At 71.9% G+C, this 11,848-nt stretch carries 13 protein-coding genes; all 13 read left to right on the forward strand.

Annotation, left to right across the window (positions count from 1 at the left end):
• Positions 1–31 precede the first annotated feature (31 nt).
• The 13 genes from ftsW to Q5722_RS13380 all read left to right on the forward strand — a co-directional run bounded on the left by ftsW (position 32) and on the right by Q5722_RS13380 (position 11,847).
• Positions 32–1,261: a putative lipid II flippase FtsW gene (ftsW, locus tag Q5722_RS13320; protein WP_305028742.1), complete on the forward strand. Its 1,230-nt coding sequence runs from the start codon at positions 32–34 to the stop codon at positions 1,259–1,261.
• Complete coding sequence (locus Q5722_RS13325) at positions 1,262–2,380, forward strand: UDP-N-acetylglucosamine--N-acetylmuramyl-(pentapeptide) pyrophosphoryl-undecaprenol N-acetylglucosamine transferase (RefSeq protein WP_305028743.1); 1,119 nt, start codon at positions 1,262–1,264, stop codon at positions 2,378–2,380. It begins immediately after the preceding gene.
• Entirely contained in the window at positions 2,380–3,801 is a 1,422-nt protein-coding gene (murC, locus tag Q5722_RS13330; protein WP_305028744.1) for a UDP-N-acetylmuramate--L-alanine ligase, read from the forward strand. Before Q5722_RS13325 ends, murC begins: the two co-directional genes overlap by 1 nt.
• Positions 3,794–4,558, forward strand: a complete 765-nt coding sequence (locus tag Q5722_RS13335) for a cell division protein FtsQ/DivIB (RefSeq protein WP_305028746.1) — start codon at positions 3,794–3,796, stop codon at positions 4,556–4,558. The genes murC and Q5722_RS13335 overlap by 8 nt, the downstream gene beginning before the upstream one ends.
• A gap of 228 nt (positions 4,559–4,786) precedes the next feature.
• The gene (ftsZ, locus tag Q5722_RS13340; protein WP_305028747.1) at positions 4,787–5,974 is read left to right on the forward strand and encodes a cell division protein FtsZ; all 1,188 of its coding nucleotides are present in this window, start codon (positions 4,787–4,789) and stop codon (positions 5,972–5,974) included.
• A gap of 7 nt (positions 5,975–5,981) precedes the next feature.
• The gene (gene pgeF / locus Q5722_RS13345) at positions 5,982–6,701 is read left to right on the forward strand and encodes a peptidoglycan editing factor PgeF (RefSeq protein WP_305028748.1); all 720 of its coding nucleotides are present in this window, start codon (positions 5,982–5,984) and stop codon (positions 6,699–6,701) included.
• Positions 6,698–7,411 carry a YggS family pyridoxal phosphate-dependent enzyme gene (locus Q5722_RS13350; protein ID WP_305028749.1) on the forward strand — a complete coding sequence of 238 codons (714 nt, stop codon included), beginning with the start codon at positions 6,698–6,700 and terminating at the stop codon, positions 7,409–7,411. The genes pgeF and Q5722_RS13350 overlap by 4 nt, the downstream gene beginning before the upstream one ends.
• A 61-nt stretch (positions 7,412–7,472) precedes the next feature.
• Positions 7,473–7,955 carry a cell division protein SepF gene (locus Q5722_RS13355; protein WP_439652502.1) on the forward strand — a complete coding sequence of 161 codons (483 nt, stop codon included), beginning with the start codon at positions 7,473–7,475 and terminating at the stop codon, positions 7,953–7,955.
• A gap of 98 nt (positions 7,956–8,053) precedes the next feature.
• Complete coding sequence (locus tag Q5722_RS13360; protein WP_305028751.1) at positions 8,054–8,791, forward strand: DivIVA domain-containing protein; 738 nt, start codon at positions 8,054–8,056, stop codon at positions 8,789–8,791.
• 195 nt (positions 8,792–8,986) lie between these two features.
• Positions 8,987–9,784 carry a TraR/DksA family transcriptional regulator gene (locus tag Q5722_RS13365; protein ID WP_305028752.1) on the forward strand — a complete coding sequence of 266 codons (798 nt, stop codon included), beginning with the start codon at positions 8,987–8,989 and terminating at the stop codon, positions 9,782–9,784.
• Positions 9,785–9,876: 92 nt separating this feature from the next.
• Positions 9,877–10,407 (forward strand): signal peptidase II, encoded by a 531-nt coding sequence (gene lspA / locus Q5722_RS13370; protein ID WP_305028753.1) that lies wholly within the window; start codon positions 9,877–9,879, stop codon positions 10,405–10,407.
• A 5-nt stretch (positions 10,408–10,412) separates the two neighbouring features.
• Positions 10,413–11,339 (forward strand): RluA family pseudouridine synthase, encoded by a 927-nt coding sequence (locus tag Q5722_RS13375; RefSeq protein ID WP_305028754.1) that lies wholly within the window; start codon positions 10,413–10,415, stop codon positions 11,337–11,339.
• On the forward strand, positions 11,326–11,847 hold the full coding sequence (locus Q5722_RS13380) for a GNAT family N-acetyltransferase (RefSeq protein WP_305028755.1): 522 nt from the start codon (positions 11,326–11,328) through the stop codon (positions 11,845–11,847). Before Q5722_RS13375 ends, Q5722_RS13380 begins: the two co-directional genes overlap by 14 nt.
• The last annotated feature ends 1 nt before the right edge of the window (position 11,848 follow it).

The following is an 11,848-nucleotide window of genomic DNA, read 5'->3' on the forward strand; positions in this document are numbered from 1 at the left end:
ACGCCGAGGCCGCGGGGGAGGATGGTGCGCGATGACCACTGCCACGCCTGACGAGATCCGCGAGCGACCGCGGGGTCTCGCTGCGCTCAAGGAGGCGCTCGAGCGCCCCCTGACGCCGTACTACCTGCTGCTCGGGTGCACGGCACTCCTGCTGACGCTCGGCCTGCTCATGGTGCTCAGCGCCTCGAGCGTCTCCTCCTACGAGGACAGCCGGAACTCCTACGCCGTGGTCGAGCGCCAGCTGATCTGGGTGGTCCTGGGCGTGCCGGCGGCCTGGCTGGTCGCGCGGCTGCCGCAGCGCACGCTGCGCAACCTCTCCACGCTGGGGCTGCTGGGCTCGATGGTGCTGCTCGCGGCCACGTTGACCCCGCTCGGCGTCACGCGCAACCACCAGACCAACTGGCTCGGCGTCGGCCCGTTCGTCATCCAGCCCTCGGAGTTCGCCAAGCTCGCCGTCATCCTCTGGGCGGCGCACATCTACGCCAACAAGGAGCGTCGTCTCGGCGAGCTGCAGCACATCATCGTGCCGGTCGTCCCCGGCGTCGGTGCGGTCACCGCGCTGATCCTCCTGCAGCGTGACCTCGGCACCGCCCTCGTGCTCTTCGCGATCACGCTGAGCCTGCTCTGGGTCGTCGGCGCCCCGGCCAAGCTGTTCACGCTCTCGGCCTCGGTGATCGCCGTCGGAGCGTTCTGGCTGGCCACGACCAGCGCGGAGCGTCGCCAGCGCCTGCTCAGCTTCACCGACCCGTTCAAGGACTACCACGACTCGGGCTGGCAGGCAGCGCACGGCCTGCTCGCGCTCTCGTCGGGCGGACTCTTCGGCAAGGGCATCGGCGCGTCCCAGCAGAAGTGGGGCACGCTGCCCGAGTCCTACACCGACTACATCTTCGCCGTGCTCGGCGAGGAGCTGGGCCTGGTCGGCACGGTCTTCGTGATCGGCCTCTTCCTCACCATCGCGTGGGCGGCGGTCCGCATCGCCACCCAGACGCGCGACCCGTTCGTCCGCTACGTCTCCTTCGGCGTCATGGTGTGGCTCCTCGGCCAGATGATCGTCAACGTCGGCATGGTGCTCTCGCTCCTGCCGGTCATCGGCATCCCGCTCCCGCTCGTCTCGTACGGCGGATCCGCGCTGCTGCCCTCGCTCATCGCCCTCGGCATCCTGATCGGGTTCGCCCGCCGCGAGCCGGAGGCGGCCGCCGCGCTCGCCGCCCGCAAGCGCAACCGTCCCGCCCGTCCCGCACAGCAGTCCCGAGGTCTCTGAATGCGTGTCCTTCTCGCTGGTGGTGGCACCGCCGGCCACACCTCGCCCCTGCTCGCGACGGCCGCCGCGCTGCTCCGTGACGACCCCTCGGTGGAGATCACGTGCCTCGGCACGACGACCGGGCTCGAGGCGCGGCTGATCCCGGAGGCGGGCTTCCCGCTCGAGTTCGTGCCGCGCATGCCGCTGCCGCGCAAGCCGGGCAAGGCGATGCTGCAGTTCCCCGGCAAGATGCGTGCCCAGCGCGCCGCGGCGCTCGAGATCGTCGACCGGATCAAGCCGGACGTCGTCGTCGGCTTCGGCGGCTACGTGTCCGTGCCGGCGTACCTCGCGGCCCGCAAGCGCGGCATCCCGTTCGTCGTGCACGAGGGCAACGCCCTGCCCGGCATCGCCAACCGCCTCGGCGCGCGCCTCACGCCGTACGTCGCGACGTCGTTCCCGGACACGCCGCTGACCGCGAGGGGTGGTCGCCCCGCCCTCTACACCGGCCTTCCGATCCGCCGGATGATCTCCACGCTCGACCGCACCGCGCTGCGCGCCGAGGGCCGCTCCGCCTTCGGCCTGGATGCCGACCGGCCGACGCTGCTCGTGACGGGCGGCTCGCAGGGAGCGCAGCGCATCAACGCCGCCGTGAGTGGAGCGGCCGGGGCGCTCGGGGGAGCGGGCGTGCAGGTCCTGCACGTGATCGGGCCCCGGAACGAGCTCGTCGTGGAGGAGCAGGGCGCTCCCTACAAGGTGGTCAACTACGTCGACCGCATGGACCTGGCGCTCGCTGCGGCCGACGCCGTGCTGTGCCGCTGCGGCTCCAACACGGTCACCGAGACCTCCGGAGTCGGCCTGCCGGCCGTCTACGTGCCCCTGCCGATCGGCAACGGTGAGCAGGCGCTCAACGCCGCTCCCGTCGTCGAGGCGGGTGGTGGCCTCCTGGTCGCAGACGCGGACCTCGACGCCGCCTGGATCGCCGACAACCTCGTCCCCCTGGTCACCGACCCGCAGCGCCTCGCCGCCATGGGCCAGGCCGCTGCACACGTCATCCCGCTCGACGCCGACGACAAGCTCGCCGCACTCACCGTCGAGGCTGCCCGTTCCGGACGCAGCGCGCACCGAAGGAAGAACCGCTGATGAGGATCCCCGTCCCGGACCAGCTGCTGCCGGCTGAGGAGCTCGGTCGCGTCCACTTCATCGGCATCGGGGGCGCCGGCCTCTCGGCGATCGCGCGGATCATGCTGGCCCGCGGCATCGCCGTCAGCGGCTCCGACGGCACGGACAGCCCCACGCTCGACGCGCTGCGCGCGCTCGGCGCGCGCGTCCACGTCGGCCACGCCGCGGAGCACGTCCACGACGTCGACACCCTCGTGGTGTCCACCGCGATCCGGGAGGACAACCCGGAGTACGTGGCAGCCGTCGCGCAGGGGCTCCGCATCCTGCCGCGCTCGGCCGGCCTCTACGCGGTCATGGCGGGCAAGCGCACGATCGCGATCGCCGGCACCCACGGCAAGACCACGACCACGTCGCTGGTCACCGTGGCCCTGCAGGGGGCGGGTGCCGACCCGACGTACGCCATCGGGGGAGACCTGACCTCGACGGGCGTCAACGCCGCCGACGGCTCCGACGACGTGTTCGTGGCCGAGTCGGACGAGAGCGACGGCGCCTTCCTGGTCTACCGCCCGGCCGTCGCCGTCGTGACCAACGTCGACGCGGACCACCTCGACCAGTGGGGCACCGAAGAGGCCTACCAGGCGGCGTTCACCGACTTCCTGGACCGGATCGAGCCCGGCGGCCTGCTGATCACGTGGATCGGCAGCGACGCCACCCGCAGGCTGGCTGACGAGGCGCGGGCGAAGGGCCTGCGCGTCGTGACCTACGGCCTCGCCGGCGACGGCGCGGACCTCGAGGCGCACGACATCCGTCACGACGGCACGCGCACGACGTTCGCGATCCGTGCCGGTCGTGACTCGCTCGGCGAGCTGACCCTGCAGATCCCCGGACAGCACTACGTCCTGAACTCGCTCGCGGCGCTCGCGGTCGGGTTGGAGCTCGGCCTCGACGTCGCCGGCCTGAAGGCTGGCCTCGCCGGCTTCACCGGCACGAAGCGCCGGATGGAGCTCAAGGGGGAGGTCGCCGGTGTCCGGGTCTACGACAGCTACGCCCACCACCCCAGCGAGATCCGGGGCGACCTGCAGGCTGCGCGGTCGGTCGCGGGGGAGGGGCGCCTGATCGTCGCGTTCCAGCCGCACCTGGTCTCCCGCACGCGGATCTTCGGCGAGCAGATGGGCGTCGAGCTCGGTGCCGCCGACGCCGTCGTGGTCGCCGACGTCTACCTGGCCCGGGAGGATGCCGACCCCGCGGTGACCGGGGCACTCGTCGCCGACGCGGTGCCGCTCCCGGAGGAGTCCGTGGCGTTCATCCCGGACCTCGCCGACGTCGCAGCCGAGCTGGCCCGCCGTGCGCGGCCCGGCGACATGGTGCTGACGCTCGGCGCCGGCACGATCACCACCGTGGGCCCCCTGGTCCTGGGCCTGCTCGGACGCAGCGATGCCTGACCTGCCCTGGCGCAGGAACGCCGGCGCAGGCGACACCGTCGAGGCCTCGCGCCGACGGTTCGCGCGGCGCCAGTGGGCACGTCGCTGGGCGACCTGGCGCGGCCTCGTCGTGCTCGCGGTCGTCGGCGCGGTGCTCGCCGTGGCGGGGTGGGTGGTCCTGGCCTCCCCGGTCCTCGACGTCCGCGGCGTCGAGGTCAGCGGTACGACGTTCCTGCGCCCGGCGCAGGTGCGGAGCGCGGCAGCCGTTCCCCGAAGCGGCCCGCTGGCGCGCGCAGACCTGGACGCCGTTCGCAGGCGCGTCGAGGCACTGCCGGCCGTCGCCTCCGTGCACGTGTCGCGTGCCTGGCCGCACCAGGTCCGGATCGTCGTGACCGAGCGCGTCGCCGTGGCGGTCGTCGAGGACAGTGCGGGACTGCACGGCCTGGACGCCGATGGCGTCACCTTCCGTGACTTCAAGGGGCGCCCGGCCCGGTTGCCACTCATCCGCACGTCGGCCGACACCCACGCGGACGCCCTGCAGGAGGCCGCTCGCGTCGTCGGCGTGCTTCCGCAGGCGGTGGCGCGGCGGGTCGCCTTCGTCGACGTCCACACGCGCGACGCGATCTCGCTCGAGCTCCGCGACGGGCGGATCGTGATGTGGGGGAGTGCGGACCAGGCTGACGCCAAGTCGCGCGTCCTCGGCTCCCTGCTCAAGGCCGTCCCCGACGCACGGGCGTACGACGTCAGCGTGCCCGGCCAGCCGACCACGCGCTCCTGACCGGGCCACCCGCACCGCACCGGCCGGCGAATCGCGGCGCAAGACGCAGCAATACGCGAAGCGTGGCGTGTCGGACCTTTACACCGAGCGCTCGGTCCGTATGGTCTTCCTCAACGCGAGGTTGACATAACTATAACGCTCTAGTTGAGGGTTAGGGTTTCGTCAGCGGCGCGCACTTCCCCACAACTGCCCACACACAGACGTCCATTCGGGAGAGGCACAGCCGCCATGGCAGCAGCACAGAACTACCTGGCCATCATCAAGGTCGTCGGCATTGGTGGAGGTGGCGTCAACGCCGTCAACCGGATGATCGACTTCGGCCTCAAGGGCGTCGAGTTCATCGCCATCAACACCGACGCCCAGGCGCTGCTGATGTCGGACGCCGACGTCAAGCTGGACATCGGCCGCGAGCTCACCCGCGGCCTCGGCGCCGGCGCCAACCCCGAGGTCGGCGAGAAGGCCGCCGAGGACCACGCGGACGAGATCGAGGAGGTGCTCAAGGGCGCCGACATGGTCTTCGTCACCGCGGGCGAGGGTGGCGGCACGGGCACCGGCGGCGCGCCGGTCGTCGCGCGCATCGCCCGCTCGCTCGGCGCGCTCACCATCGGTGTCGTGACGCGCCCGTTCGCGTTCGAGGGTCGCCGTCGCGCCAACTCCGCCGAGGACGGCATCGCCCGCCTCCGCGAGGAGGTCGACACCCTCATCGTCATCCCCAACGACCGCCTGCTCTCCATCTCGGACCGCAACGTGTCGATGCTCGACGCCTTCAAGCAGGCCGACCAGGTCCTGCTCCAGGGTGTCTCCGGCATCACCGACCTGATCACGACCCCGGGTCTGATCAACGTCGACTTCGCCGACGTCAAGGCGGTCATGTCCAACGCCGGCTCCGCCCTCATGGGCATCGGCTCGGCCCGGGGCGACGACCGTGCGCTCGCCGCCGCCGAGATGGCCGTCTCCTCGCCGCTGCTCGAGGCGAGCATCGAGGGTGCGCACGGCGTGCTGCTCTCGATCGCCGGCGGTTCGGACCTCGGCATCTTCGAGATCAACGAGGCGGCTGCGATGGTCGCCCAGGCCGTGCACCCCGAGGCCAACATCATCTTCGGCACGATCATCGACGACGCCCTCGGCGACGAGGTCCGCGTGACCGTCATCGCCGCCGGCTTCGACGGCGGTCAGCCGAAGAAGCGCGACGACGGCACCGTCCTGCGCCGCGACGCCGCCCCGGCCGCCGCGCGCCAGGCGCCGACCAACAACGTCGGCCAGGTCGCCGCGACCCGTCCGGCCGCTCCTGCTGCGCCGCAGCCGGCTCCGGTCCAGCAGGCCGCCCCGGTCCAGCCGACGCAGCCCGTCCAGCCGGCACGCCCGGCCGTGCAGTTCGACGACGACGACCTGGACGTGCCGGACTTCCTCAAGTGACGCGCGCTTGTTCGCCTATCATCTGAACGCCGACCCCGTCGAGCTGGCCTTCACCGACCGGCTCGGCGGGGTCAGCGCATCCCCGTACGACGCGCTCAACCTCGCGCGCACGAGCGGCGACGACCCCGCCGCGGTCGCCACCAACTGGGCCCGCGTCCTCGACGTGCTCGCGCCCGACGGCGCGGTGCTCTGCGACATGCAGCAGGTGCACGGCAACGTCGTGGCCGTGGCCGACCCCGCCGCGGTCGAGGCGCCCGTCTGCGATGCGATCGTCACCGACCGCAGCGACGTCGTGCTCGCCGTGCGCGTCGCCGACTGCGTGCCCGTGCTGCTCGCAGACCCTGCAGCCGGAGTCATCGGCGCGACCCATGCCGGGCGGAAGGGCGTCGAGCTCGACGTCGTGGGTGCCACCGTCGACCGCATGCGCGAGCTGGGGGCCACGGCGCTCGCGGCATGGATCGGCCCGCACGTGTGCGGCGGCTGCTACGAGGTGCCGCAGCAGATGCAGGACGAGGTCGCCGCGATCGAGCCCGCGACCCGCGCCACGACCACCTGGGGGACGCCCTCGCTCGACCTGGGCGCCGGGGTGCGTGCGCAGCTCGAGCGGGCCGGCGTCGCCGTCACGCACCTCGGGCCGTGCACCCTCGAGCACACCACCCTGTTCTCCCACCGCCGTGACGCCGAGGGCGCCGGACGGCTGGCCGGCCTGATCCGGGTGCGGCGATGAGCGTGCCGTCGACGGGGGAGGAGCGCCGTGCCGAGCTCGCCGCCAATCTGGCCCAGGTCCGCGCGCGCATCGCTGCGGCCACGGCTGCGGCCGGTCGTCCCGAGGGTGATGTCGACCTCGTCGTGGTCACCAAGTTCTTCCCCGCCTCGGACGTGCGCCTGCTGGCCGGTCTCGGGGTGACCGACGTGGGCGAGAACCGCCACCAGGAGGCCGAGGCCAAGGCGGCGGAGTCCCGCGACCTGGCCCTGCGGTGGCACTACATCGGCGGTCTCCAGTCCAACAAGGCTGCCGCCGTCGCGGCGTACGCCGACGTGGTGGAGTCGGTCGACCGGCCCAAGCTGGTCGGCGCGCTGGACAGGGGAGCCGCGGGCCGGTCGGTCGACGTCCTCCTGCAGGTGAGCCTGGACCCGCCTGGCCGGGACGGGCGCGCCGGAGCCGACCCCGCTGAGCTTCCGGTGCTGGCCGCCGCCGTCGGCGACGCAGAGCACCTCAACCTCCGCGGCCTGATGGCCGTCGCCCCGCTGGGCGAGGACCCGGCAGCCGCGTTCGACCGGCTGGCCCGGATCTGGCACGACTTCCTCGTCGACCACCCTGAGGCCACCGTGCTCTCCGCAGGCATGAGCGGTGACCTCGAGCAGGCGATCGCCGCCGGCGCGACACACGTACGCGTCGGGAGCGCGGTGCTCGGCTCACGGAGGACTCTCAAGTAATGTCACAAGCAACGCGCCTGATGGTGGCGCAGGAGTATCGGAGGACAGCCGCATGAGCACCATGCGCAAGATCGGTGAGTACCTCGGCCTGGTCGAGGACACGGGCCGGTACGCCGACGAGTACGACGACTACGACGAGGCCCCCGCGGCCGCCCCGCGCGCAGCCCAGCCGGCGCCGCGTCAGGCCGCTCCGCGCCCCGCGCCCGTCGCGGACATCACCGAGCGTCGTCGCCCGACCCCCGCCCCGCAGCCCACCGTTGCGGAGCTGTCGCGCATCACGACCCTGCACCCGCGCACCTACAACGAGGCGCGCACCATCGGTGAGAACTTCCGTGACGGCGTGCCCGTCATCATGAACCTCTCCGAGATGGACGACGCCGACGCCAAGCGCCTCGTCGACTTCTCTGCCGGCCTGGTCTTCGCCACCCGCGGCAACATCGAGCGGGTCACCAACAAGGTGTTTCTTCTCTCCCCGCCCAACGTGACGGTGGCCGCTGAGGACAAGGCGCGCATCGCCGAGGGTGGCTTCTTCAACCAGAGCTGACGGCTTCCTGTGCCTGTGGCCGTGACCTTGTGTCGCGGTCACAGGCGCTATTGTTCTGACAGTTTCTTTTCCGCTTCGACATATGAATGGGTGAGGGCATGCCGCTGACGCCTGAGGACGTGAGCAACAAGCGCTTTACTCCGGTCCGGCTCCGCGAGGGCTACGACATGGGTGAGGTCGACCAGTTCCTCGACGAGGTGGAGGCCGAGCTTGCTCGTCTCACCAAGGAGAACGACGACCTGCGTTCCAAGCTGGCTGCTGCGCAGTCCGGCCAGCCGGTTGCTGCTGCTCCGGTCGTCGAGAAGGCTCCCGAGCCGGTGAAGGCCCCCGAGCCTGTCGCGCCCGTGGCCGCTCCGGTCGCGCCTGCCGCTCCGGCCGAGGAGATCCGCGTCGTCACCGTCGCGGACGCCTCCAGCGCTGCCGCCCGCCTGCTCGAGATCGCCACGCGCAACGCTGACGAGCTCGTGGAGGAGGCCAAGAACGACGCCGACAAGATCGTCGGCGAGGCCCGCACGAAGGCCGAGCGCCTCGAGTCGGAGGCCAAGGTCAAGGCCGACAAGATGGAGTCCGACGCCCGGACCCGCGCCCAGATGCTCGACTCCGAGACCGCCGAGAAGCGCAAGCAGCTCTTCGGTGACCTCGAGAAGGAGCAGGCCAAGCTCAGCACCGAGGTCGAGCGCCTGCGCTCGTTCGAGCGGGAGTACCGCTCGCGCCTCAAGAGCTACTTCACCCAGCAGCTCGAGTCGCTCGAGAGCACCCCGGAGGTCGCTCCCGACGAGGCCGCTGGCCAGGGCCCGAAGCGTCTGCGCTCGATCCTCGGCGAGGAGGAGGGCTGAGCCCTCGACCCCTGTCACCGAGACCGGCCGGATCCTGAGGGATCCGGCCGGTTCGGCATTTCGGGCCGCCTGCCCCGGACAATCGGTGCCCACCCCGCGAGCCGGTTTGATGCCTGTAGGACGAAACGACTAGCCTTCCGGCACCCGAGGTGGCGCAGATCACCTTCCTCGTCCCGGTCCAGGAGGCCAGGTCCTATGCCCCGCAGCACCACGAAGATCGCCGGCTCTGCCGTCTCCGCCGCCAAGAAGGTGATCGGACGACGCGGCCGCGCGGAGGAGGCCGAGGAGGCCGCCGCCGCTGCGAAGCCCGCTGCGACGAAGGCCGCGCCCGCCAAGAAGGCGGCCGCGAAGAAGGCCCCGGCGAAGAAGGCGGCCGCGAAGAAGGCAGCGCCGGCGAAGAAGGCGGCCGCGACGCCGTCCACCGCAGCGACGGCGGCTGCCACTGCGACGAAGGCGGCGGCCTCCACGACCCGGAAGGCGGCGAGCACGGCGAAGAAGGCCGCGGCGCCCGCGGCCAAGAAGGCCACGACGACCGCCCGCAAGGCAGCCGCGACCGCGAAGAAGGCCGCACCGGTCCGCAAGAGCGGCCCGGTGAAGCCGGAGACCCTGCCCTTCAAGGAGGGCGAGGAGGCCTGGACCAAGGCCGACCTCGACGAGGTGATCGCCGAGCTCAAGGAGCACGCCGAGCGCCTGCGCCAGGAGCTGCACGACCAGGAGGAGGAGCTGGCTGGCCTGCTCAAGGACGCCGGCGACGGCGCCGGCCACGACCAGGCGGACATGGGCGCCACGAGCTTCGAGCGCGACCACGAGCTGACGGTGGTCAACAACTCGCGGGAGATGCTCGCGCAGACCGAGCGCGCGCTGGACCGCATCGCCGACGGCACCTACGGCGTGTGCGAGTCCTGCGGCCAGCCGATCGGCAAGATGCGCGTGATGGCGTTCCCGCGCGCCACGCTCTGCATGGACTGCAAGAAGCGCGAAGAGCGCCGCTGAGCCACCGACCCTGCGCGTCCGCCGGTCCCTCGTCGACCCCCGGGCGCGCAGGGTTCGTCGCGTCTGGGGCGGTGTGGGAAACTCGCCCCATCATGGAAGAAGCGATCGCCGGCCCCGCCGTCAGCACGACCTCCCGGCGCATCGCCCGGGTGGTGTTCGCCGCCACGGCGGTCCTGCTCTACCTCGTGGACCTGGCCACCAAGACACTGGCCGTCCACCGGCTCGCCGACCGTGGGCGCGTCGACGTCCTCGGAGACCTCTTCGGTTTCCGGCTGACCCGCAACCCGGGCGCGGCCTTCGGCACCGGTACGTCGTACACGGCCGTGCTCTCCTGCGTCGCCCTGCTCGCCGCCGGTGCCGTGGTCTGGTTCGCCCTGCGCGCCGTCGACCGCGTCTGGGCGGTCGCGCTGGGCCTGCTGCTCGCCGGCGTGCTCGGCAACCTGACCGACCGGGTGTTCCGCGCTCCCGGGCCGTTCGAGGGCCACGTCGTCGACTTCCTCCAGCTCCCGCACTGGCCGATCTTCAACGTCGCCGACATGTGCATCAACGTCGCGGCCCTGCTGATCCTCGTGCAGGCGTTCCGCGGCGTACGCCTCAACGGCACGCGTGACGAGCGGAGGTGAGTGAGGTGGACCAGCGCACCGTGTTCATCCCCGAGGGCCTCGCCGGGGAGCGTGTCGACGCAGCGATCGCCCGGATGTTCGGCCTGTCCCGCACGCGCGCGGCCGAGCTCGCGGCCCAGGGCCACGTGCAGCTCGACGGCGCCACCGTCGGCAAGTCCGACCGGGTGCACGACGGGGGCATGCTCGAGGTGACCATCCCGCGCCTCGCCGACCCGCTCGAGGTCAAGCCCGAGCTGCACGACGGGATCCGGATCCTCCACGAGGACGACGCCATCGTGGTCGTCGACAAGCCCGTCGGCGTCGTCGTCCACCCGACGGTCGGCTGGACCGGTCCGACGATCGTCGGCCACCTCGCGGCCGCAGGCGTGCGCATCTCGACGAGCGGGGCCAAGGAGCGCGAGGGCATCGTCCAGCGCCTCGACGTCGGCACCTCGGGCGTCATGGTCATCGCGAAGTCGGAGCACGCCTACTCGGTGCTCAAGCAGGCCTTCCGCGACCGCACGCCGGAGAAGACCTACCACGCGCTCGTGCAGGGGCACCCCGACCCGCTCTCCGGCACGATCGACGCCCCCATCGGGCGCCACCCGAAGCACGACTGGAAGTTCGCGGTCATGGCCGACGGACGACCCTCGGTCACCCACTATGAGACCCTGGAGGCGCACCGGTTCGCGAGCCTGCTGGAGATCCACCTCGAGACCGGGCGCACGCATCAGATCCGTGTCCACATGAGCGCCACCAAGCACCCGTGCGTCGGCGACCCCCTCTACGGCTGCGACCCGATCCTGGCCAAGCGGGTCAGGCTCGACCGCCAGTGGCTGCACGCGGTGAAGCTTGGCATCACGCACCCCGAGACCGGCGAGTGGGTGGAGTTCGAGTCGCCGTACCCCGACGACCTGGCGCACGCGCTCGACGTCATCCGTGACGCGCACTGACGTGCCCGACGCCGTCTCCGAGGTCGCGGTCGAGGCGATGGTGGTCCGGCCTGCGGAGCCGGAGGACGTCCCCGACCTCGTCGATGTGTTCCTGACCGCGCGTGCGGGTGCTCCCATGCCGCCGTCGGTCCACAGCCCCCGCGAGATCGCTGCGTTCCTCGCCGCACGACTCGACGTCGACGAGACCTGGGTGGCGGAGAGCGGGGGAGTCGTGGTCGGCTACGCCCGCTTCACCCCGACCTGGCTCGACGACCTGTACGTCGCTCCCGGCGCCCAGCACGTCGGCGTCGGCACCGCGCTCCTCGACCTGGTGAAGGTGCTCCGGCCCGACGGGTTCGGCCTCTGGGTCTTCACCTCGAACCTGCCTGCGCGCGCCTTCTACGCGGGTCACGGCTTCGTCGAGGCCGAGCACACCGACGGGTCGGAGAACGAGGAGCAGGCGCCCGACATCCGGATGGTCTGGCCCGGCTCCCGCGTGGGTGCCGGCACTGTCGGTGGGGCCGACTAAA

Origin of the sequence: Nocardioides jiangxiensis, assembly GCF_030580915.1 — a bacterium.
In the GTDB taxonomy this organism is placed as follows: Bacteria; Actinomycetota; Actinomycetes; order Propionibacteriales; family Nocardioidaceae; genus Nocardioides; species Nocardioides jiangxiensis.

Bases quoted from the DNA above. Each gene is read 5' to 3' on its own strand.
- ftsW (WP_305028742.1), top strand. From the start codon at position 32: ATGACCACTGCCACGCCTGACGAGATCCGCGAGCGACCGCGGGGTCTC.
- Q5722_RS13325 (WP_305028743.1), top strand. From the start codon at position 1,262: ATGCGTGTCCTTCTCGCTGGTGGTGGCACCGCCGGCCACACCTCGCCC.
- murC (WP_305028744.1), top strand. From the start codon at position 2,380: ATGAGGATCCCCGTCCCGGACCAGCTGCTGCCGGCTGAGGAGCTCGGT.
- Q5722_RS13335 (WP_305028746.1), top strand. From the start codon at position 3,794: ATGCCTGACCTGCCCTGGCGCAGGAACGCCGGCGCAGGCGACACCGTC.
- ftsZ (WP_305028747.1), top strand. From the start codon at position 4,787: ATGGCAGCAGCACAGAACTACCTGGCCATCATCAAGGTCGTCGGCATT.
- Q5722_RS13350 (WP_305028749.1), top strand. From the start codon at position 6,698: ATGAGCGTGCCGTCGACGGGGGAGGAGCGCCGTGCCGAGCTCGCCGCC.
- Q5722_RS13355 (WP_439652502.1), top strand. From the start codon at position 7,473: ATGCGCAAGATCGGTGAGTACCTCGGCCTGGTCGAGGACACGGGCCGG.
- Q5722_RS13360 (WP_305028751.1), top strand. From the start codon at position 8,054: ATGCCGCTGACGCCTGAGGACGTGAGCAACAAGCGCTTTACTCCGGTC.
- Q5722_RS13365 (WP_305028752.1), top strand. From the start codon at position 8,987: ATGCCCCGCAGCACCACGAAGATCGCCGGCTCTGCCGTCTCCGCCGCC.
- lspA (WP_305028753.1), top strand. From the start codon at position 9,877: ATGGAAGAAGCGATCGCCGGCCCCGCCGTCAGCACGACCTCCCGGCGC.